Annotated in this window: 21 protein-coding genes; 8 read left to right on the plus strand and 13 right to left on the minus strand. The window is 72.5% G+C overall.

The annotated features are described in order from the left end of the window. The first annotated feature begins 7 nt into the window (after nt 1-7). Together AB0C36_RS03685 and AB0C36_RS03690 are read left to right on the plus strand one after the other, a co-directional pair. The gene (locus AB0C36_RS03685; protein WP_358348656.1) at nt 8-664 is read left to right on the plus strand and encodes a TetR/AcrR family transcriptional regulator; all 657 of its coding nucleotides are present in this window, start codon (nt 8-10) and stop codon (nt 662-664) included. 697 nt (nt 665-1361) lie between these two features. Then, complete coding sequence (locus AB0C36_RS03690) at nt 1362-1613, plus strand: metallothionein (protein WP_358348659.1); 252 nt, start codon at nt 1362-1364, stop codon at nt 1611-1613. A gap of 45 nt (nt 1614-1658) precedes the next feature. On the opposite strand, the gene AB0C36_RS03695 is transcribed toward AB0C36_RS03690, so the two are convergent. Further along, nucleotides 1659-3629: a serine/threonine-protein kinase gene (locus AB0C36_RS03695; protein ID WP_358348662.1), complete on the minus strand. Its 1971-nt coding sequence runs from the start codon at nt 3627-3629 to the stop codon at nt 1659-1661. Between the two features lie 145 nt (nt 3630-3774). Beyond that, entirely contained in the window at nt 3775-4551 is a 777-nt protein-coding gene (locus tag AB0C36_RS03700; RefSeq protein ID WP_358348664.1) for a hypothetical protein, read from the minus strand. A 136-nt stretch (nt 4552-4687) separates the two neighbouring features. On the opposite strand from AB0C36_RS03700, the gene AB0C36_RS03705 reads away from it, so the two are divergent. Together AB0C36_RS03705 and AB0C36_RS03710 are read left to right on the plus strand one after the other, a co-directional pair. Further along, nucleotides 4688-5689 carry a metallophosphoesterase family protein gene (locus tag AB0C36_RS03705; protein WP_358348667.1) on the plus strand — a complete coding sequence of 334 codons (1002 nt, stop codon included), beginning with the start codon at nt 4688-4690 and terminating at the stop codon, nt 5687-5689. An 84-nt stretch (nt 5690-5773) separates the two neighbouring features. Beyond that, nucleotides 5774-6661, plus strand: a complete 888-nt coding sequence (locus AB0C36_RS03710) for an SURF1 family cytochrome oxidase biogenesis protein (RefSeq protein WP_358348670.1) — start codon at nt 5774-5776, stop codon at nt 6659-6661. Between the two features lie 41 nt (nt 6662-6702). Here AB0C36_RS03710 and AB0C36_RS03715 read toward each other — a convergent pair whose 3' ends face one another. Continuing rightward, complete coding sequence (locus AB0C36_RS03715; protein WP_358348673.1) at nt 6703-7452, minus strand: SIR2 family NAD-dependent protein deacylase; 750 nt, start codon at nt 7450-7452, stop codon at nt 6703-6705. Nucleotides 7453-7507: 55 nt separating this feature from the next. Here AB0C36_RS03715 and AB0C36_RS03720 point away from each other — a divergent pair, with 55 nt between their 5' ends. Both AB0C36_RS03720 and AB0C36_RS03725 read left to right on the plus strand, forming a co-directional pair. After that, nucleotides 7508-8605, plus strand: a complete 1098-nt coding sequence (locus AB0C36_RS03720) for a Zn-dependent alcohol dehydrogenase (RefSeq protein WP_358348675.1) — start codon at nt 7508-7510, stop codon at nt 8603-8605. A 203-nt stretch (nt 8606-8808) separates the two neighbouring features. After that, nucleotides 8809-9594: an SDR family oxidoreductase gene (locus tag AB0C36_RS03725; protein WP_358348678.1), complete on the plus strand. Its 786-nt coding sequence runs from the start codon at nt 8809-8811 to the stop codon at nt 9592-9594. 20 nt (nt 9595-9614) lie between these two features. On the opposite strand, the gene AB0C36_RS03730 is transcribed toward AB0C36_RS03725, so the two are convergent. The 6 genes from AB0C36_RS03730 to AB0C36_RS03755 all read right to left on the minus strand — a co-directional run bounded on the left by AB0C36_RS03730 (nt 9615) and on the right by AB0C36_RS03755 (nt 12376). Beyond that, nucleotides 9615-10259 carry a hypothetical protein gene (locus AB0C36_RS03730; RefSeq protein ID WP_358348679.1) on the minus strand — a complete coding sequence of 215 codons (645 nt, stop codon included), beginning with the start codon at nt 10257-10259 and terminating at the stop codon, nt 9615-9617. 9 nt (nt 10260-10268) lie between these two features. Next, nucleotides 10269-10901: a DUF6286 domain-containing protein gene (locus AB0C36_RS03735; RefSeq protein WP_358348681.1), complete on the minus strand. Its 633-nt coding sequence runs from the start codon at nt 10899-10901 to the stop codon at nt 10269-10271. Next, nucleotides 10898-11272 carry an Asp23/Gls24 family envelope stress response protein gene (locus AB0C36_RS03740; protein WP_358348684.1) on the minus strand — a complete coding sequence of 125 codons (375 nt, stop codon included), beginning with the start codon at nt 11270-11272 and terminating at the stop codon, nt 10898-10900. Before AB0C36_RS03740 ends, AB0C36_RS03735 begins: the two co-directional genes overlap by 4 nt. Further along, entirely contained in the window at nt 11272-11454 is a 183-nt protein-coding gene (locus AB0C36_RS03745) for a DUF2273 domain-containing protein (protein ID WP_358348687.1), read from the minus strand. The genes AB0C36_RS03740 and AB0C36_RS03745 overlap by 1 nt, the downstream gene beginning before the upstream one ends. A gap of 129 nt (nt 11455-11583) precedes the next feature. Beyond that, the gene (locus AB0C36_RS03750) at nt 11584-11871 is read right to left on the minus strand and encodes a hypothetical protein (protein ID WP_358348689.1); all 288 of its coding nucleotides are present in this window, start codon (nt 11869-11871) and stop codon (nt 11584-11586) included. 16 nt (nt 11872-11887) lie between these two features. Next, nucleotides 11888-12376: an Asp23/Gls24 family envelope stress response protein gene (locus AB0C36_RS03755; protein WP_358348692.1), complete on the minus strand. Its 489-nt coding sequence runs from the start codon at nt 12374-12376 to the stop codon at nt 11888-11890. A gap of 185 nt (nt 12377-12561) precedes the next feature. Here AB0C36_RS03755 and AB0C36_RS03760 point away from each other — a divergent pair, with 185 nt between their 5' ends. Continuing rightward, nucleotides 12562-13233 carry an Asp23/Gls24 family envelope stress response protein gene (locus tag AB0C36_RS03760; protein WP_358348695.1) on the plus strand — a complete coding sequence of 224 codons (672 nt, stop codon included), beginning with the start codon at nt 12562-12564 and terminating at the stop codon, nt 13231-13233. Between the two features lie 101 nt (nt 13234-13334). Here the strand turns inward: AB0C36_RS03760 and AB0C36_RS03765 are convergent, their stop codons facing one another. The 4 genes from AB0C36_RS03765 to abc-f form a co-directional block, all read right to left on the minus strand. Continuing rightward, entirely contained in the window at nt 13335-15302 is a 1968-nt protein-coding gene (locus AB0C36_RS03765; RefSeq protein ID WP_358348854.1) for an ABC transporter ATP-binding protein, read from the minus strand. A 168-nt stretch (nt 15303-15470) separates the two neighbouring features. Continuing rightward, nucleotides 15471-16241 carry an enoyl-CoA hydratase/isomerase family protein gene (locus tag AB0C36_RS03770; RefSeq protein ID WP_358348698.1) on the minus strand — a complete coding sequence of 257 codons (771 nt, stop codon included), beginning with the start codon at nt 16239-16241 and terminating at the stop codon, nt 15471-15473. A 193-nt stretch (nt 16242-16434) separates the two neighbouring features. After that, entirely contained in the window at nt 16435-16659 is a 225-nt protein-coding gene (locus AB0C36_RS03775; RefSeq protein ID WP_235057814.1) for a helix-turn-helix domain-containing protein, read from the minus strand. Between the two features lie 500 nt (nt 16660-17159). Continuing rightward, entirely contained in the window at nt 17160-18758 is a 1599-nt protein-coding gene (abc-f, locus tag AB0C36_RS03780) for a ribosomal protection-like ABC-F family protein (RefSeq protein WP_358348700.1), read from the minus strand. 315 nt (nt 18759-19073) lie between these two features. Between abc-f and ypfJ the strand changes: the two genes are divergently transcribed. Continuing rightward, entirely contained in the window at nt 19074-19982 is a 909-nt protein-coding gene (gene ypfJ, locus AB0C36_RS03785) for a KPN_02809 family neutral zinc metallopeptidase (protein ID WP_358348703.1), read from the plus strand. Nucleotides 19983-20046: the final 64 nt, after the last annotated feature.

Consider the following 20046-nt stretch of genomic DNA (forward strand, 5'->3'; position numbering starts at 1 on the left):
GGGAGCGATGGACGGAACGAGAGCCACCCCGAAGCCCGGCAACGCGGCCGGCGCGTCCCGCGTGACGCGCGACGCCGTCCTGTCCACGGCCATGCGCCTGGTGATGGAGTCGGGCACCGAGGGCCTGAGCATGCGCAAGCTGGCGGCCGAGCTCGGCGTCGCCGTGACGTCCATCTACTGGCACGTCGGGAACCGCGAGGCGCTGCTCGACGAGCTGGTCGAACGCGTGCTCCGCGACATGGGGACGATCCGCGTCACGGGCACCACGCCCGTCGCCCGGATCGTCTCGATCGCCCAGGCCAGCCGCCACGCGATCCTCGACCGACCGCACCTGATCAGCCTCGTGCGCGAGCGCGGCCTCGACTCGTTGATGATGCTCCCGACCCGACGCGCCCTCGTCCGCGAGTTCGCCGCCGCCGGACTGCACGGCACGCGCGCCGCACTCGCCGTGCAGTCCGTGCAATACCAGGTCGCCGGCTTCGTCATGCTGGAACGCGCCCTGACCGGCCTCCCCGTCGAGCCGCCCCTCGTCCAGGCCTGGCTCGACGAAGTAGCCGAAGGCGACCCCGAGTTGGCCCGCTCCATGTACGACCCCGCCGACACCGACACCCTGTTCGACGTAGCCGTACGCTCCATCGTGGAGTCACTGCTGCACGAGGCCTGAGCCTTCGCGGCTCCCCCGAGACACGACCGCGGGTATCGCTACCGCACCTGGCTCAGCGGGACTTCCACCATGATCAGGGGGCGGTCCAACCGCGTGTAGCCGGCATTCGGGCCCTGGGAGTCACGCCAGACCGTCGCCAGCACAACATTCCACCGAACCGGCTGACCGCACGTGAAGCGACCAGCTCCTGCGGCCCGGGCATACCGACTTTCCCGTCCCCGACTGCGGGCGTCAGCGGCGCGGGTACGGGTGGCTTTTCCTCCGCGAACGCGGGCGCCGTGGGTCGCTCGTCCGAGGGGGTCAACGTCGCGACGCCAGAGCGCACCGGCGACGGTCGTGACAATGCAGGCCTGCCGCACCCGTGCTCCAGCACGGGTGGGCGTCGGTGCGGTTCCGGTGCGCGACTCAGGCGGCGTCTTTGCGGTGGTCTGTGAACGTCACGCGAGTTTCACCGTCGTCCAAGCCTCGGCGACCTCGGCAGGCTCGGTGAAGCCGTCGGCGAGCTTGCGCTCCCACAGGGTCTTGTAGCGGCTGTGGCTCATCGTTCGATCTCTCCTCCCTCGATGGTCCGGATGAACTCTTCGGTGTTCGGCGGTGTCACGCCAACGGCTTAGCAGGATTTGCCGTTGTTTGTTGTGGGCTTGAGGGTGGTCGCGTATGGGTCCTCGGGACCCCCGACACCGGCAAGGAGCTTTTCGTGGCGCGATGCGAGGTCTGCGGCAACGACTACTACGCCTCGTTCGAGGTACACGCGGGTGACGCCGTGCACGTGTTCGACAGTTTCGAGTGCGCGATCACCCGGATGGCTCCGATTTGCGAGCACTGCCGGTGCCGCATCATCGGGCACGGGGTGGAATCGGACGGACGCTACTTCTGCTGCGCGCACTGCGCCAAGGCGGAGGGCGCGGAGGGCATCAGGGACAACGTGTCGGTGGGCGCGGCCATGTGAGCCGCTGAAACCGTACGTGTGGCGTGGTGGCCCCGATGATCGCCGTCAGGGGCGCCACGCCGCACGCATGCCCTGGATGCGGAGCAGCTGTTGGCCCAGGGCGACGACCTGGGGGTGGTGAAGGCCCAAGGCCCGCTGCTCCTCGGCGAGGAGTGGGCCGAGAAGGGATTCGGCCTGGTACGGGTCGCCCACGGCGGCCAGCAACAGGGCGATGCGCTCTCGTAGTTCGAACCCGAAGTGCAGGTCGGCGCGGTCGGCGGGGATGCGCTGGAAGGCGGCGTGCAGGGCGCGGTACTCCTGGAGCGCCTGGTGTGTCTCGCCCAGTTCCTCCAGGCAGGAGGCGACCTGACGGGCGTACTCCATCGCCTCGGGGTCGAGCGGCCCGGCCGTCGCGGCGAATGTCCTTGCCAGGTACCTGAGTTCAGGCAGGGCACGGCGGAACTGGCGGTCTGCGAGGAGGGTGTCCGCGAGCGCTTGGCGCAGTTCCAGGACGACCGGGTCGTGTTCGCCGTGGCGGGCGACGGCGGCCGGGAGGGCCGCGCCCAGGACGTCCACCGCCTGCGCGAGCTGGCTCTCGCCGAGCAGGCGCGCCGCGGCGTCCAGGGCCGCGGCGACGTCGAGGCCGCCCGGGTCGGGGCCGGCCGACGGTACGGCGGACCAGTCGGTGCCGCTCGCGTCGAGCGGCGAACCTCCGGCGGGCGCGGGGATGTCGGCGCGACGACCGGCACCGGCGCCGATGCCGCCGCCACCGTTTCCGGAGCCGGAGCCGGAGCCGGCGCGTGCGTTGGCCGCGGAGGGGCCGGCCGAGACCGACCATCCCCGCGGAGACGACCCCGACCCCGAGGCCGGCGCGGACCCCGGCCCGGAACCGGCGGAGGCGGCCGGGGCGGAACCTGCCGAACCGGCGCCGCCGACCGCAGGAGCGTGCGTACCGGCGTGGCCGGCCGCGGCGGCGACGCCCGCGATGATCCCCGCGGGGCCCGCGGGGCCGGTCATCACGGCCGCGAGCCCGCCGGCCTCGGTACGGTCCACGGCGGCGTACCGGTCGCCGTGCGGGGGGCCGCCCTGCGCGGGCACCGACAGTGGGAACGGCTGCGGTGCGGCCGGGTGGCGCAGCGGACGGGTCGGGTCCATCGCGGAGTTCGGCGCGAGGGCGGCATCCGCGTCGCGGGCGGCCGGGGGCAGCAACGGTACGAGCCGCCGGTACACGTCCTGTGCCGTCGCGGGCCGGTCCTCCGGCTGCTTCTCCAGCAGGTCCGCGACGAGGCGGTCGAGTCCCGAGGGCACGTCCGGGCGGTGTGTGCCGATCGGCTCCGGACGGTCCGTCAGGTGGCGCTGCAGCACCGCGAGGGCCGTCGGCGCGGTGAACGGCGCGCGCCCGGCCAGCATTTCGTACATCAGGCAGCCGAGCGCGTAGAGGTCGCTGCGAGGCTCGGCGAGACCGGTGAGCGCCTGCTCCGGGGCCATGTACGCGGGTGAGCCCGGCAGCGCGCCGGTGCTCGTGAGCTTCGTCGAGTCCGGGTCGAGCACGGCCGCGACGCCGAGGTCGAGGACCTTCACCGTGCCGTCGCGCCGCACCATCACGTTGCGCGGCTTGAGGTCGCGGTGCACGACGGGGGCGGCGTGGATGGCGGCCAGGACGGAGCAGATCTGCGCCGCGACGGCGACGGCCCACTCCCACGGCACCGGGTCCTGTTCGGCGATCAGGTCCGCGAGGTCCATGCCGTCCAGCAGTTGCATGACGAGGTAGAGGTCGCCTTCGTCCATGCCCGCGTCGTACACGGTGACCAGACCGGGGTGGTCGATGCCCGCGGTGACCCGGCACTCGCGCAGGAACCGGCGTTCGAGGGTGGCCCGGTCGGTGCTGCCGCCCACCAGGTCGGACCGCAGCAGCTTGACCGCGACCCGGCGTTGCAGCGTGCGGTCGTACGCCTTCCAGACCTGGCCCATGCCGCCCCGGCCGACGGCCACGGACAGCTCGTATCGGTCGGCGATGATGCGCCCTGGTGCTGTCACGTCGGTACCGTATCGAGAGCTGGGGAAGCTGTCGCCACAGGTGAACCCGTCTGCCTCAGCGTTTCGTCCCCGGACTCGGCCCGCCCGGTGCTCGCCCGCCGTCGGCTGCGATGTTCCGGCCCGCACCTGCACCTCCAGCTACGGGTCAGTGCGGCGCCCCGGGCCTCGCTCCCGGGTCCGCGCCGCCCTCGCGCTCGCGCAGGCGTTCGCTCAGCCCTTCCAGCCGGGCCCGGGCGCGCTCGACGCGGACCGCGTCCTGCCCCGCCGCTCCCGACGCCGGAGCGGACGCGGGCGCGGGCGACGGTACAGGCCCCGGAACGGGCGCGGGCGCCGGGGAAGGGACCGGCCCCGAGGCGGGCATCGGCACGGCCGAGGAAGTCGGCGCGCCGCCGTGGTAGTTGTGCGGTCCGCCGGGCGCGCCGTGCCACCCGTACGCCGCAATCGGCATACCGGGCCCGGTCATCGGCGTCGGAAGCGGCGGAACACCGCGGATCTCCGCGCGCGAGCCGCGCCGCGTCGTGACGAACCAGTAGACGGGCGTGCCGACCCACAGCGCGATCATCACACCGGCGCCGATGTTGCCCGGCACCGACGCGATGCCCTCGACCTCGGCGCCCTCGCCGCGGTCGCGCTCGGCTTTCTCGCCCTCCGACCCGTTGATCATCAGCAGCACCAACGACGTGACCGCGAGCACCGCGGACGCGGTGAATATCGCCCACGCCTGGCGGGTCCGCCGGTGCAGGCCGAGGATCAGCAGCGGGATCCACGCCAGGAAGCCCACCGACAGCAGCGGCACCAGGGACCACGCGATGCGGATGGCAACGGCCTTGCCGCGGCTGCCGTTCGCCCCGGGGAAAGGACCCGGGTGTGCCGCTGCGGGCGGCGCCGGTGGGTACCCCGGCGGGGGCTGGGTGCCTGACATGGGTGCTGCTCCTGGGCGGGGACACGGGCGTGCGGTCCCGCGCGACCGTCCCGGGACCGGACGGGCGTGGGCGGAACGGCGTTGCGTGCGGTGGATAGCTGCGGGCAGGGCAGCGTACCGGGCAATTATCGTGAGGATGAGCCGAAATCCCTACTTCGCCGCCCGGCGGCCGCGCCCGGCGGTGCCCTCGGAGACGTCCGTGCACGAGCGCGACCCCGCACAGCTCCCGGTCGGCCTGACGATCGACGTCGGATCCCCCGCCCCGTTCTCGGGTCCGGGTGCGGTGCCCGACCCCGGCAGGTTCACGTTCGCGCTCGTCTCGGACCGGACCGGTGGCGCGCAGCCGGGGGTGTTCGAACGCGGCATCGCGGCGGTCAACGCGCTCGCGCCGGACTTCGCGGTCCAGCTCGGCGACCTGGTCGAGGGCTACACGCGCGACGGGTCGGTGCTCGACGCCGAGTGGGACGAGATCGACGCGATGCTGGCGCCGCTGCGCGTGCCGATGTTCCACGTCGCGGGCAACCACGACGTGGCGAACGAGGTGATGCGGGAACGTTGGCTGCGGCGGTACGGCGCGTTCCACTACCACTTCAGGTTCCGCGACGTGCTCTTCCTCGTGCTCAACACGCAGGATCCCGAGCGGGAGATGCCGCCGGAAGACGAGGCCCGCCTACGGGCCCGGCTCGCGGCGGCGGGCGGCGACGAAGAGCTGACCCGGCAGGCGTACGAGGAGGCGTTCGACTGGAACGGCGTGCCGGCCGCGGCCGGCCTCTCCGAGGGACAACTGGGGTACGCCGAAGAGGTGCTGCGCGCGCACGCGGACGTGCGCTGGACGTTCGTGCTCATGCACATGCCGCTGTGGCAGGGCGAGGGGCACCCGGCGTACCACCGCATCCGGGCGGCGCTCGGCGAGCGGCCGCACACGATGTTCGCCGGGCACGTGCACAACTACCAGGCCACCGAACGCGACGGGAACCGGTACATCCGGCTCGGCCCGACCGGCGGCGTCTGGGTCTTCGCCGAAGGCGCGCCCGGGAACGTGCACCACGTCACGCTGGTGACGATGGGCGCCGACGGGCCCTCCGTCGCGAACCTGGCGCTCGACGGCATCCGGACGGCCGACGGCGCACCCGTGTAGCGCGGGTGAAGGCGGTGGCGTCGGCGGTGGCGGACGGGGGTCCGGGGCCGAGGCACCCCGGGGCGCGGAGTACCGTCTTATACCGTGTACCGCTTCCTGCTGACGCCTCGCTGGCTGGCCCTCAACCTGCTGGTCGTGCTGCTCATCCCGGTCATGGTCAAGCTGGGGTTCTGGCAGCTGCACCGGTATGAGGCGAAGGCGGACCGCAACGAGAGAGTCAGCGCCAACAAGGGGCGCGACGCGGTGCCGGTCGACGACCTGTTCGCGGTCGGCCGCGATCTGACGGGTGACGACCAGTGGCGCCGGGCGAGCGCGACCGGGCGGTACGACCAGGCGCACGAGTTCCTGGTCCGGCACCGGCAGCTCGACAACGAGCTGGGCTTCTTCGTCGTGACGCCGTTCGTCACCGCGGACGGTACGGCGCTGCTGGTCAATCGCGGCTGGGTGCAGAACCCGGACAGCGCCACCGCACGGCCCGAGGTCCCGGCGGCACCGGGCGGGCATGTGACGGTGACAGTTCGCGCGCGGCCGTCCGAGACGCGCGACCGCTCCGGCATCCGCGACCGCGACGGGCTGCCCGAGGGGCAGATCATGCGCATCGACACGGATGCGTTGGCGAAGCAGCTGGGGTACCCGGTGTTCGGCGGCTACGGCCAGCTCGCCGAGCAGACCCCGGCGCCCGCCGAGGCGCCGACCGTGCTGCCGCTGCCGGACGCGGAGGACACCGGCCTGAACCTCGCGTACGCCGTGCAGTGGTGGATCTTCGTGGTGGCGCTGGTCGCCATGTGGATCAAGATCATCCGTCGCGAGGCCGCGGAGCTGGAAGCCGAGCTCGCCGCGGAGTCGGACGGCGGGTCGGGCGACGGGCCGGACAGCGCGTCGAACAGCGTGGCCCTCGGCGCCGCGGCGGAGCAGCCCGAGCACTCGGAGCGCTCGGATCGGGACCTGCCGGTCGGCCCGAAGACAGGCTGACCGCGGCCCCGCCCGAGACGCACCGCCCGGGCCCGAGGCACCTACCCCAGCCCGGCGACCAGTTCCGGAAGCACCTCGCCGATCGGCTCGCGCACGACCGCGTCCGCGACCGCGTCGTACGGCGTCGCCTCCGCGTTGACGACGACCAGCTTCGCGCCCGCCTCGACTGCCACCCGGCACAGCGACGCGGCGGGCTCGACCTGGAGCGACGACCCGATCGCCAGGAACACGTCGCACACCTGGGCGGCGATCGCCGCGCGCTCCAGGACGCGCCGCTCCAGCATCTGGCCGAACATGATCGTCGCGGTCTTCTGGATGCCGCCGCAGTTCTCGCAGGCGGGGTCGGGCTCGCCCGCGTCGATGCGGGCCAGGTTCTCGTCCAGGGTCGTGCGCGCTCCGCACCGGGTGCACAGCACCGAGAACATCGTGCCGTGCAGCTCGATGACCTTTTCCTCGCTGTTGCCCGCCCGCACGTGCAGGCCGTCGACGTTCTGCGTGATCAGGCCGCGGAGCCGCCCGGCGCGTTCGATCTCGACGAGCGCGCGGTGCCCCGCGTTGGGCTGCGCGTGGCGGACCGGGTTGTCCCGGCGCAGCAGCCACGAGCGGCGGCGGATGTCCGGATCCGCCATGTACGTGTCGTACTGCACCAGCTTCTCGGCGTCGGGGTCCTTGGTCCAGACACCCTGCGGACCCCGGTAGTCGGGGATCCCCGAGTCGGTGGAGATACCGGCACCGGTCAGCACCGTGATGGAATCGGAGGCCCGGATCCAGTCCCGGACGGCGGCGTTCATGCCATCGAGCGTAGCCACCGCGCGGATCTGACGACACGTCATTAACGGAGGGGCCATGGTGCTGGCAGCGGTACTGCACGGGGTCGGGGAACCGGTCCGCGTCGAGGAGATCGACCTGCCCGCCCCCGGGCCGGGCCAGGTACGGGTGCGCGTGGCCGCCTCGGGGGTGTGCCACTCGGACCTCTCCCTCGCGGACGGCACGCTCGACCAGGCGTTCCCGGTCGTCCTGGGGCACGAGGGCGCGGGCACGGTGCTCGCGGTCGGCGAGGGCGTGACGCACGTCGCCGAGGGCGACCCGGTCCTGCTGATCTGGGCCCCGGCGTGCGGCGAGTGCTGGTGGTGCGAGCACGCCGAGCCGCACCTGTGCGTGAAGGCCCTCGACGCGGCGCGCACGCCGTACGCCGCACTCGCCTCCGACGGCCGCGACGTCCTGCCGGGGCTGGGGACGGCGACGTTCGCCGAGGAGACCGTCGTCCCCGCGGCCGGCGTCGTCAAGCTGCCCGACGGCACGCGTCCGGGGGCGGGCCTGGAGGAGGCGGCGCTGCTCGGATGCGCGGTCACCACCGGAACCGGGGCGGTGTGGAACACCGCTCAGGTGGCGGCGGGGAACACGGTCGCGGTGATCGGGCTCGGCGGCGTCGGCCTGTCGGCGGTGCAGGGCGCGCGCGTGGCCGGGGCCTCCGCTGTGATCGTGGTCGATCCGGACGAGGGCAAGCGCAAGCTGGCGCTGTCGATGGGCGCCACCGAGGCCCTGGAGCCGGCGCCGGACCTCGCCAAGCGCGTACGCGCGCTGACCGGCGGCCGGGGCGTCGACCACGCCTTCGAGTGCGTCGGGCGCGCGGCGACGATCCGTGCGGCGTGGGGCCTGACGCGGCGCGGCGGCATGACGACGATCGTCGGGGTCGGCGCGAAGGACGACATGGTGGAGTTCAGCGCGCTCGAACTGTTCCACTTCGCCCGGACGATGACCGGTTGCGTCTACGGGTCGACCGACCCGGTCCGGGACGTGCCGCGCCTCGTCGAGCACGTGGCCGCCGGGCGGGTCGACCTGGGTGCGCTGGTCACGGACCGGATCGGACTCGACGGCGTCAACGACGCGTTCGCGGCGATGCGGGCGGGGCGCGGGGCGCGGGCCCTGGTGATCCCGGGCTGACACGCCGGCGCGCGTTCGGGCCGACACGTGTCGACGCAAGCCGTGGGCCGCCAAGTGTCGGCGCGAGCCGTCGGGCGGACGCGTGTCGGCGCAAACCGTCTGGTGGGGACCGCGCGTCCGATCGGATTATCCTGCTTTTCGGGCCGCGACCTCACCGGCACGGGGCAGTGACGCGCCATGGTTCGGAGCGGGAGGATGGCCGCATGGATCTTGGACTTCGTGATCGCGTGTACCTCGTCACCGGCGCCACCCGCGGCCTCGGCCTTGCCACCGCCCGGGCCCTCGTCGACGACGGCGCCCGGGTCGTGGTCACCGGCCGCGGCGAGGAGAGCGTGGCGAAGGCCGCCGCCGAACTCGGCGGTGCCCCGAACGCCATCGGCATCGCGGCCGACAACGCCGACTCGGGCACCGCCGAGCGCCTGGTCGCCGCCACCGTCAGCCGCTTCGGGCGGATCGACGGCGTCCTGGTGAGCGTCGGCGGGCCACCCGCCGGCACGGTCATGGGCACCGACGACGACCAGTGGCGCGACGGGTTCGAGTCGGTCTTCCTGGGCGCCGTACGCCTCGCCCGCGCCGCCGCCAACGCGATGGGCGACCGCAGCGCCCAGGGCTCGGCGGACGAAGGCGTCATCGGGTTCGTCCTGTCGATGTCGGTACGTCAGCCGATCGGCGGCCTCGCCGTCTCCAACGGCCTGCGCCCCGGACTCGCGATGGCCGCCAAGGCCCTCGCCGACGAACTCGGCCCGCGCGGCGTCCGCGTCGTCGGACTGCTCCCGGCCCGCATCGACACCGACCGGGTACGCGAACTCGACGCGCTCTCCGGCGACGCCGCGGCCGCCCGCGCCCGGCAGGAGCAGTCCATCCCGCTGGGCCGCTATGGCACGCCGGAGGAGTTCGGCCGCGTGGCCGCGTTCCTGCTGTCACCGGCCGCCTCGTACGTCACCGGCACGATGGTCCCACTCGACGGCGGCGCCCTGCGCGGCCTCTAGCCAGGCGCCCCGGCGCCGCGTCAGTCGAGGTGGCGCTTCGGCAGGCCCTTGGCGCTGCGCAGCTCCACGACGACCGGAAGACGGTGCAACTCGACGGCGTCGCGGCCGTGTTCGAGGACGTCCTCATGGATGGCGTCGAGCACGGCGCGCGGTTCGGCGCCCGCTTCGGTACGCACCGCGAGCTTCAGCACCGGACCGTGGCGGCGGCGTACGAGGCGCGCGTGGACGTCCTCGATGTCGCGCTCGCGCGCCAGGTCGTCGGCGATCGCGTCGGCGAGCGCGTAGCCGTTCACCGTGATGGTGTCGGCGTCGTCGCCGACCAGGCCGAAGCCGGTGCCGAGCCCGGACGGGCCGCCGCCGGCGTCCTCGGACGTGTCGGCCACCCGGATGACCCGCACCGGGCGGCGGCGGAACTGCGCGAAGAACCACCACAGGCAGATGGCCAGGACCGCGCCGGGCACGCCGAAGGCGACCCACCACCACCAGTCGTGGTCGACCAGGCGCTCGGTCTGGCTCTCGGTGATCAGCGGCTTGTGGGGCGTGTGCAGCACGTCCCCGAGCGTGCCCTGGAACCACCCGCGCGAACGCGCGGTGACCGCCAGGCCGCCCACGAGCAGGCCGAGGCCCACGATGGTCAGCAGGATCCGGTTCGCGACACGGCGCATGAGTGCCCGTCACCTTCCACTGGCGGGCTGGAGTCGTACGTCGACGCGCGGCACGCGCGCGAGCAGCAGCGCGTCGGCGCGCTCGCGCAGCGCGGTCTCCAGCTCGTCATGCAGTTCGTCGGGGTCGCGGAAGTGGTAGTCCACGCGCATCACGGCCTTGCGCCGAGTGACGCGGACCCGCGCGTCGAGCACCCCGGTGGACATCAGTGCGGTGTGCCTCAGCAGATTGGACGCGGTGCCGCGCGTCATGTACGCCGTGATGTCCGGCCCGACCGGTTCCAACGGCAGCAGGTGCCGGCGCCCCGGCGTCCAGGCAAGGAGCAGCAGCCACAGGCCGACGACCGCGGCGACGACACCGCCGACCCACACCCACTTCTCGGTCCACTCGTGGGTCTGCACCCAGTCCAGGACGTCGTACGCCCACTGCGGCGTGCGCTCGAGCCGGGCCGCGATGCCGAAGAACAGCAGCACCCCGGCGATCCCGCCGACGCCGAGGGCGGTCAGTGCCGCCACGAAGCCGCGCGGCGACCACGCCCGGCGCGGCTTGCGGTAGTCCTCGGCCCCGATCCCGGAGGCGCCACCGCCGGTTTCCGGGCCGGAGGGGTCGGCCGGCTTCTCCGGCGGTGCGTCGAGCACACTCACTGCACGCGCCTCCTGCCCTTGCCGATCCGGGTCATACGCGCCACCACGACGTCGATGCGGACCACCGGCATCCCGGTGAGGCGCTCGACGTCGGAACGTACGCGCTGCCGCACGGTGCCCGCCATCTCCTTCACCTGTCCGGGGTAAGGCACGTCCAGGTCGAGGCGGACCGTCGCATGGTCGTTGCGCAGCTTCACACCCGCTTTTGGCTCCCGCAGCTTCGTCTCCGGCGCGGCGGCCCCGGTCGCCTCCCGGGCGGCCCGGGCGGCGATCTTCTCGACCACGCGTTCGCCGATGCGCAGCGAGCCGCGCTCGGCCGGCGGTGCGGGCGGCTCCAGGTGGGAGGGGCCGTCAACGCGCGAATGCCCCATCAGCGGCGCCGGCCGCGCGACGAGAACAGCTCGCTCAGATCGAGGTCGCCGTCGAAGTAGCGGCCGGCCAGGAACCCGACCGCGCCGAGCGCGGCGACGAGGAGAAACGCCCCGAACCCGCCGATCGCCGCGGCCAGGCCCAGGGCCATGCCGACCAGCAGGCCCACGATGGGTGTGCTCATGACTACCTACTCCTCGCAGGTGAAGGGACCGCGTTCGGTCGTCCTCGGTTCGCCTTCGATTCGCCTTCTGTCACATCGTTCGCATCGTTCGCATCGGTCATGTCGGTCCCGTCGCCGCGTCCGCCGCGTTCACCGCACCCGCGGGTTCTGCTTTCGCCGGTGCCGTTCCATGATCGCCCGCCACATCTGCGCGGGCAGGGACCCACGCCGGTAGACGGTCGTTTCGGATGCCGGCGGCGGCGGCTGCTTGCCGCCGTCAGGCCCCGCTCCCCCAGGGGAGAGCAGGGCCCGGTAACGCACGAGCCCGGCGGCGAACTCCGTGGGGTCGCCCCCTCGGTCCGGATGCCGAGCCTTGACGAACTCCCGGTATTCCCGCATCAGTTCGCGGCGTTCCAGGTCACTCGGATCCGTTGTCATCACCGGGCCGCCCGATTCACTGAAGCTGGCGTTCCTTGTCGTCTTCGTGCTCGATGTGGATGTCGTCGACGGCGATGTTCACCTCGACGACCTCGAGCGCGGTCATGCGTTCGACCGACGAGATGACGTTCTCCCGCACGGCCGCCGCGAGTTCGGCGATCGGGACACCGTATTCGACGACGATCGCCAGATCCACGGCGCACTGCTTCTCGCCGACCTCGACGCTGACGCCCTGGGCGACGTTGGGCTTGCCGCCCGGGACGCGCTGGCGTACGGCCGCGAACGCGCGCGCGGCACCGCTGCCGAGCGCGTACACGCCGGAGATGTCGCGTGCGGCGATCCCGGCGATCTTGGCGACGACGCCGTCCGCGATCGAGGTGCGGCCGCGGTCGGAACTGAGGCGCGCCACTTCGGTGCCGCTGGAACGCTGCTGTCCCGGCACGCGCTCCGCCCCCTCTTTCTCCACCGCCTGCGATCCACTCCGTTGGGCCGTCGTGTCCGGCATAGACGCACTTCCCTTCGCCATAGGATTCTTCTCCCCCGGTGTTCGATCCTGCACATGCCCTATCTACGGATCGCCACACCTGTACCAGGGTATGAGCAGAACGCCCCTGAGACGGGGATCGAACCACTGTCCCGCGCGGCGTGGACAGCGGACGGACCATGCGGTGCGGACGAAGCGGCGGGCGTATGAACAAGCAGGACAAAAGCACGGCGGAGACCGGGATGCCGACCGCGGCGGAGCTGCTGGCGGCGACGGACGCGGAGTCCGCGACGGTGTCGCGGACGGCGGCGGAGGACGCCGCCGGACGGGCGAAGGGCGGCGGGCTCGCGGCGTTCGGCGCGGCGGTCGGGCTGACCGAGGCGCCGGACGCGCGAGCGTTGCGCGACGCCGCCGACGCGGAGCCCGGCGTACGTTCCCGGAGCTGCCTGATCCGCACCGACGACGACACCGGCGAGACGACGGTGACCATCTCGGTGGCGATCGCGTACGGCCTCGCGCTGCACGCGGTGGCCGAGCGGGTGCGCGAACGCGTCGCCGCGGCAGCCGTCGACGTGCTCGGCGTCGAGCCGCTCCCGAAACCCGCCGCCGGCAAAGCCGCGACGAAGACCGCTGCCGCGGCGAAGTCCCCGGCCCGCACCACCAAGGCGAAGTCGTCGGCGAAGTCCGGTGCGGGCGGCGGCGCGCTGCGCGTCGACGTCAAGGTGGTGTGGCTCGACGAACCGGCCCCGGAAGCGGCGCCGGTAGCGGCCCCTGCGGCACTACCCGCGGCCGCACCACGCGCCACGCCGCGCGCGACACCGCCCGCGGCGTCGGCGCCGAAGACCCGGGCAAAGGCGAAGCCGAAGCCCCAGTCCTGACGGACCCGCCGCTCCGCGCCCTGGCCGGCACGGCCCGAGTACGTGCCAACCGCCCACACGCGCGATTCGCCCGTCCGGGCGAATCTGCTCGTCCGGACGAATCAGCCCGCGATCGCCGCCGGTTCGCCGTCGTCGACGCCGCGCACCGGCCCCGCGCCGTCGGCGTCCACGTCCGCTTCCGCGACCGCGTCCATCCGGGTGATCGTGTCCCCGTCGCGGAACTGCCGGTGGTAGAGGTCGGCGTACATCCCGCCCAGGGCCAGGAGTTCTTCATGCCGCCCGCGCTCGACGATGCGGCCGTCGTCGACCACGAGGATCTGGTCGGCGTCCCGCACGGTCGAGAGGCGGTGGGCGATCACCAGTGCGGTACGCCCGCGCAGCGCGTTGGCGAGCGCCCGCTGCACCGCCGCTTCCGATTCCGAGTCCAGGTGCGCGGTCGCCTCGTCCAGGACCACCACGCGCGGCGCCTTCAGCAGCAGGCGCGCGATGGCGAGCCGCTGCTTCTCGCCGCCCGAGAGGCGGTGGCCGCGCTCGCCGACGACGGTGTCCAGGCCCTCGGGCAGGTTCGCCACGAGTTCGAGGATGTTCGCGTCGCGCAGCGCCTGCCACAGTTCGGGCTCGGTGGCGTCGGGGCGCGCGTACAGCAGGTTGCCGCGGATCGAGTCGTGGAACATGTGCGAGTCCTGCGTCACGACGCCGACCGCGTCCCGCAGCGACTCCAGGGTCACGTCGCGTACGTCGTGCCCGCCGATGCGCACGGCGCCCGCGGTCGTGTCGTACAGCCGGCCGACCAGGCTGGTGATCGTCGTCTTGCCGGCGCCGGACGGCCCGACCAGGGCGATCATCTGGCCGGGCTCGGCGGTGAAGGAGACGTCGTGCAGGACCTGTCCGCCGTGGGCGCGGTCCAGGACGGCCACCGATTCGAGTGAGGCCAGGGAGACTTCGTCGGCCGCCGGGTAGTGGAAGCCGACGTGGTCGAACTCGACGCGGGCGGCGTCCGCGGGCAGCGGTGCCGCGTCGTCCTTGTCCGCGACCATCGGGTCGAGGTCCAGGACCTCGAAGACGCGCTCGAAGCTGACCAGCGCGGTCATGACGTCGACGCGCACGTTGGCGAGTGCGGTGAGCGGGCCGTAGAGGCGGCCGAGCAGGACGGTGAGCGCGACGAGCGTGCCGACGCTGAGCTTGCCGTCGACCGCCAGGTGGCCGCCGATGAGGTAGACGAGGGCGGTGGCGAGTGCCGCCACCAGGGTGAGAGCCGTGGCGAAGACGCGGTTGACCAGCGCGATGCGGATGCCGATGTCACGCACCCGGCCCGCGCGGGCGGCGAAGACGTCGTCCTCCTCCTCGGGGCGGCCGAAGATCTTCGCGAGCATCGCGCCGGACACGTTGAAGCGCTCGGTCATGACCGTGGACATCTCGGCGTTGAGCTGCATCTGCTCGCGCGTGAGGGCCTGGAGGCGGCGTCCGATCCACTTCGCCGGGATGACGAACAGCGGCAGCAGCACCAGCGAGACGAGGGTGATCTCCCAGGCCAGGTAGAACATCGTGCCCGCGACCAGCACCAGGCTGACGACGTTGGAGACGGTGCCCGCGAGGGTCGAGGTGAAGGCGCGCTGCGCGGCCAGGACGTCGTTGTTGAGTCGCGAGATCAGCGCGCCGGTCTGCGTACGCGTGAAGAACGCGACGGGCATGCGCTGCACGTGGGCGAACACCTGGGTGCGCAGGGCGTAGATGGAGCCCTCGCCGATCCGCGCGGAATACCAGCGTTCGACGAGGCCCGCGGCCGCGGCGGCGACGGCGATGCCCGCGACCACGAGTGCGAGCGTGGTGACCAGGCCGGCGTCGTGGCCGAGGACGCCGTCGTCCACGATGCGCTGGGCGAGCAGCGGCGGCACCACCATCAGGACCGCGCCGATGACGACGAGGACGAGGTAGGCGGCAATTTGCCCGCGGAAGGGCTTCGCGAAGGCACCTACGCGGCGTACGGTCCCCGGGGCGAGCTTCTGCTTGACGACGGAGCCGTCACGGGACCAGGAACGCGGGGAAACCCCCAGAGAGCCACCGGGCATCATGCGTTGTCATTCCCCCTTGAGGGCACGTCGGCGAACGAGTCGACCCACTCAACGCGCGGCCGGGGGAAATCCTTCCGGGGAAGGCAAGGCGGGGGTACGGGCGGGTACGGGGTAGGCACGTACCAGGCACCGCTACCCGTTGACCCCGCGTCAACTCCCCCGCGGTTACTCGCCCTTGCCCAGCAGGTCCCGAAGGCGGCGCCCCTGGGCCTCACGCTCGGCGGCACGCTGCTCGTCGTACGACCGCGCGGCCGCACCGAGCAGCAGGGCCTTGGTCTCGACCACCGCGTCGCGCGGGGCCTGGGTGAGGGCCTGGGTCAGCTCCAGTGCCGCGTCGTCGAGCGCCGCACGCGGTACGACGCTCGTCGCGATGCCCAGCGCCGCCGCCTCCTCGGCGCCGACCCGGCGCCCGGTCACGCAGATCTCCAGCGCCCGCGAATATCCGACGAGGTCCACAAGCGGCTTGGTGCCGGCCAGGTCGGGGACCAGCCCGAGCGAGGTCTCCAGCATGGAGAACTGCACGTCGTCGGCACACACGCGCAGGTCGCACGCGAGGGCCAGTTGGAACCCGGCCCCCACCGCGTGGCCCTGCACCGCCGCGATGGAGACCAGGTCCGGGCGCCGCCACCAGGTGAACGCCTCCTGGAATCCGGAGATGGCCGCGTCGAGACCGGCCTCGTCCTGTTCGGCCAGGTCGGCGAGCGCGGCCTCGCCGGGAACTCCCCCGCCGCCCGGGAACAGACGGCGGTCGAGACCCGCCGAGAAGGAGGCGCCCTCGCCCCGGAGCACAACCGCGCGGACGTCTCCGGGCAGCGAGCGCCCGATCCCGGCAAGCTCCCGCCACATGGCGGGCGTCTGCGCGTTGCGCCGGTCCGGATTGGCCAGGGTCACCACGGCGAGCGGACCCGTCTGTTCCAGACGGACGTACTCCGACATGCTCTACCTCCACGTGAGGGGTGGTTCCGGGCCGGACGGCGGACCGGGTGCACCGAGATCGGCCACCCGGCCTGGAAGCAGGTCGGGTGGCCGCACGTGAGAGATGGTACCGGCTGGTAACTTCACGAGCCGTCGGCTGGTGCGATGCAGTGCAAGAGCTGTGCAGGCAGTACAAGGTGGAGCTCGGGAGGGCTCAGGAAGACGTAGCCCTGGTCTTGCCGCGCGTGGCCCCGCCCCTTCCGCGCAGGGTCACACCCGATTCGCTCAGCATCCGGTGCACGAAGCCGTAGGAACGGCCCGTCGCCTCCGCAAGTGCGCGGATACTGGCGCCGGAGTCGTACTGTTTCTTGAGGTCCGCCGCGAGCTTTTCGCGCGCGGCGCCGGTCACCCGGCTGCCCTTCTTCAGAGTCTCGGCCACACGTGCCTCCTCATGGGAAGTGCGCTCTGGGTTCCCATGATCACCCCTCGCGGGCGGCAAGGCCAGTGATTCCGCGGAGCCCGTGGGCCCGACCGCGGGCCTTGATCCGCCCGCCGACGGGCAAGATCCATCGTCCGGAACCCCGGGTTCCGGCGGGAATTCCTTGACCTTGTCCGCTGTTGGTCCACAAAGCCGCTGGTCACCCACAAGGTCTACGACCTTGCTCAGCGTGGCTGATCATTCGGTTGGGTGTGCGCCCGGGAGATCCGGAGTTTGGGATTCCTCTTGTGAGGATTTCGTGTGGGAATCCCTGTCGGCCCGGGAAACCCCGGCGTCAGCGGGTTGTTCGGGCGCTGCCGGGCCGAACCGCCAGGCCCGGAAAGCGCATCGGCGGCAGTCTCGACGCCACCCCGGCAGTGACCGCGGCCGTACTCCCGGAGTTGCCCCGGGCGCCCCGGCGGCGGCCGCTCCCTCGGCGGTGCCTTGCGTGCCGGTCCCGCTCAGGCGAGGGCGACCAGGTCGGCGTAGTCCGCACTCCACAGATCCTCGACGCCGTCCGGCAGCAGGATGATGCGCTCCGGCTGCAGCGCCTCGACCGCGCCCTCGTCGTGCGTCACCAGCACGACGGCGCCCGCGTACGAGCGCAGCGCTCCCAGGACCTCTTCGCGGCTCGCGGGGTCGAGGTTGTTGGTCGGCTCGTCGAGCAGCAGCACGTTGGCCGCCGAGACCACCAGCGTCGCCAGCGCGAGACGGGTCTTCTCGCCGCCGGACAGCACCGCGGCCGGCTTGTCGACGTCGTCGCCGGAGAACAGGAACGAGCCCAGCACCTTGCGTACTTCGACCAGGTCCATGTCGGGCGCGGCGGAGCGCATGTTCTCCAGCACGGTGCGCTCCGGGTCCAGCGTCTCGTGCTCCTGCGCGTAGTAGCCGAGCTTGAGGCCGTGGCCCGGCTCGACGCGGCCGGTGTCCGGCTGCTCGACGCCGGCCAGCAGCCGAAGCAGCGTGGTCTTGCCGGCGCCGTTGAGGCCGAGGATGACGACGCGCGAGCCCTTGTCGATCGCGAGGTCGACGTCCGTGAAGATCTCCAGCGAGCCGTACGACTTGGACAGCTCCGACGCCATGAGCGGCGTCTTGCCGCACGGCGCGGGGTCGGGGAATCGCAGCTTGGCGACTTTGTCGGACTGGCGGACGCCCTCGAGCCCGGACAGCAGCCGCTCGGCACGCCGGGCCATGTTCTGCGCGGCCACGGTCTTGGTCGCCTTGGCGCGCATCTTGTCGGCCTGCGACATGAGCTGCGCGGCCTTCTTCTCGGCGTTGTCGCGCTCACGCTTGCGGCGGCGCTCGTCCGTCTCACGCTGCGTCAGGTACGCCTTCCAGCCCACGTTGTAGACGTCCAGCGCGGTGCGGTTCGCGTCCAGGTGGAACACCTTGTTGACGCACGTCTCGACCAGGTTCACGTCGTGGCTGATGACGATGAACCCGCCCTTGTACGTCTTCAGGAAGTCCCGCAGCCAGACGATCGAGTCGGCGTCGAGGTGGTTCGTCGGCTCGTCGAGCAGCAACGTGTCGGCGTCCGAGAACAGGATGCGGGCCAGTTCGACGCGGCGGCGCTGACCGCCGGACAGCGTGTGCAGCGGCTGCGACAGGATGCGGTCCGGCAGGCCGAGGCTGGCGGCGATCGTGGCCGCCTCCGCCTCGGCGGCGTACCCGCCCTTGGTGAGGAACTCGGTCTCCAGGCGCGCGTATCGGCGCATCGCCTTCTCGCGTGCCTCGCCGGCCGAGTTGGACATGGTCTGCTCGGCGGCGCGCATGCCCGCGATGGCGCTGTCGAGTCCGCGCGCGGAAAGGATCCGGTTGCTGGCGAGCACGTCCAGGTCGCCGGTACGCGGGTCCTGCGGCAGGTAGCCGACCTCGCCGGTCCGCGCGATGCTTCCGGCGGCCGGCTGCGTCTCGCCCGCGAGGGTCTTGGTCAGCGTGGTCTTGCCGGCGCCGTTGCGGCCGACGAGGCCGATGCGGTCGCCGGGGGCGACCCGGAAGGTGGCCGATTCGAGGAGGATGCGGGCGCCCGCGCGCAGTTCGACGGCGGTGGCATTGATCATGTCGGGGACGTGGCTCCAGATAGGGCCGGAAGTCGGCTCCGGCGGACAGGGGCATGGGGACCTCAGAGGGCGGCGTGGACCGCCTCGCCCTAATGCACCCCGCGGTCACGCAGCGGATTGAAAGCCCTCACGACCATACGCGTCAGTCTAGCCGGAGACCGCCGTACGCCGGTCGCCACCCGTCGCGCCACGACCGCGCCTCCACCGCGTCGGGCGGGCGACGGGTGGTCCGGGTGCTGCGCATGCCGCCCGCGCGGAACACCCTTAAATTCTGACAAAAGGGATGTTGATCTCCGCCGGACGACGGGTGGTCCCATGCAGTTCAACGACGACGCCAATCTCGACACGTCGCAGATCGAGGACTCCCGGGGCTCCCGAGGCGGTGGCGGCGGGCTGCGCGGCCCCGGTCTCAAGATCGGCGGCGGCGCCGGGATCCTGGTCGCCATCGTCGCGCTGATCTTCGGCATCAGCCCGGACCAACTCGGCCTCGCGGACGGCGGCGGGGGCGGCAGCGACATCCCGGCCGACAACCAGGCGCTCGCCGACTCCTGCCGTTCCGGGCGGGACGCCAACGCGCGCGACGACTGCCGCGTCGTCGGCGTGGTCAACAGCGCGCAGGGCTACTGGGACGGCGAGTTCACGGCCCGCGGCGGCCGCTACACGGCCGCGCCGACCCGGTTCTTCAGCGGCTCGGTCGGCACCGCGTGCGGCGGCGCGACCTCGGCGGTCGGCCCGTTCTACTGCCCGGCCGACCGGAAGGTCTACATCGACCTGGGCTTCTTCGACGACCTGCGCACCAAGTTCGGCGCGAAGGGCGGGCCGTTCGCCGAGGCGTACGTCATCGCGCACGAGTACGGCCACCACATCCAGAACCTCACCGGCCAGATGGCCAAGGTCGGCAACGACCGGCAGGGACCGCAGAGCGGTGCCGTACGCCTCGAACTCCAGGCCGACTGTTACGCCGGCGTGTGGGCGAAGAACGCCACCCGGCCGCAGCCGGACGGTACTGCGCCGCTCATCACGCAGCTGACCGACCAGGACATCGCCGACGGCCTCGACGCCGCCGCCGCGGTCGGCGACGACCGCATCCAGCAGGAGTTCCAGGGGCGGGTGAACCCGGAGAGCTGGACGCACGGTTCGGCGGCGCAGCGGCAGCAGTGGTTCACCCAGGGGTACCGCACGGGCGACATGGCCTCCTGCGACACGTTCGCGGGCCGGATCTGACGCGTCGTCCGCTCACGGGTGTGCGCGGCAAGCCCTGCACGGCGTACCGGCGCCCCCGTGATGT

This window comes from Streptodolium elevatio (assembly GCF_040649515.1).
Taxonomy (GTDB): Bacteria; Actinomycetota; Actinomycetes; order Streptomycetales; family Streptomycetaceae; genus Yinghuangia; species Yinghuangia elevatio.

Excerpts from the sequence above, each read along its gene's own strand:
- AB0C36_RS03685 (WP_358348656.1), top strand. The coding sequence starts at position 8 with ATGGACGGAACGAGAGCCACCCCGAAGCCCGGCAACGCGGCCGGCGCG.
- AB0C36_RS03700 (WP_358348664.1), bottom strand. The coding sequence starts at position 4,551 with ATGTCAGGCACCCAGCCCCCGCCGGGGTACCCACCGGCGCCGCCCGCA.
- AB0C36_RS03705 (WP_358348667.1), top strand. The coding sequence starts at position 4,688 with ATGAGCCGAAATCCCTACTTCGCCGCCCGGCGGCCGCGCCCGGCGGTG.
- AB0C36_RS03715 (WP_358348673.1), bottom strand. The coding sequence starts at position 7,452 with ATGAACGCCGCCGTCCGGGACTGGATCCGGGCCTCCGATTCCATCACG.
- AB0C36_RS03720 (WP_358348675.1), top strand. The coding sequence starts at position 7,508 with ATGGTGCTGGCAGCGGTACTGCACGGGGTCGGGGAACCGGTCCGCGTC.
- AB0C36_RS03725 (WP_358348678.1), top strand. The coding sequence starts at position 8,809 with ATGGATCTTGGACTTCGTGATCGCGTGTACCTCGTCACCGGCGCCACC.
- AB0C36_RS03730 (WP_358348679.1), bottom strand. The coding sequence starts at position 10,259 with ATGCGCCGTGTCGCGAACCGGATCCTGCTGACCATCGTGGGCCTCGGC.
- AB0C36_RS03740 (WP_358348684.1), bottom strand. The coding sequence starts at position 11,272 with ATGGGGCATTCGCGCGTTGACGGCCCCTCCCACCTGGAGCCGCCCGCA.
- AB0C36_RS03745 (WP_358348687.1), bottom strand. The coding sequence starts at position 11,454 with ATGAGCACACCCATCGTGGGCCTGCTGGTCGGCATGGCCCTGGGCCTG.
- AB0C36_RS03750 (WP_358348689.1), bottom strand. The coding sequence starts at position 11,871 with ATGACAACGGATCCGAGTGACCTGGAACGCCGCGAACTGATGCGGGAA.
- AB0C36_RS03755 (WP_358348692.1), bottom strand. The coding sequence starts at position 12,376 with ATGCCGGACACGACGGCCCAACGGAGTGGATCGCAGGCGGTGGAGAAA.
- AB0C36_RS03760 (WP_358348695.1), top strand. The coding sequence starts at position 12,562 with ATGAACAAGCAGGACAAAAGCACGGCGGAGACCGGGATGCCGACCGCG.
- AB0C36_RS03765 (WP_358348854.1), bottom strand. The coding sequence starts at position 15,302 with ATGCCCGGTGGCTCTCTGGGGGTTTCCCCGCGTTCCTGGTCCCGTGAC.
- AB0C36_RS03770 (WP_358348698.1), bottom strand. The coding sequence starts at position 16,241 with ATGTCGGAGTACGTCCGTCTGGAACAGACGGGTCCGCTCGCCGTGGTG.
- abc-f (WP_358348700.1), bottom strand. The coding sequence starts at position 18,758 with ATGATCAATGCCACCGCCGTCGAACTGCGCGCGGGCGCCCGCATCCTC.
- ypfJ (WP_358348703.1), top strand. The coding sequence starts at position 19,074 with ATGCAGTTCAACGACGACGCCAATCTCGACACGTCGCAGATCGAGGAC.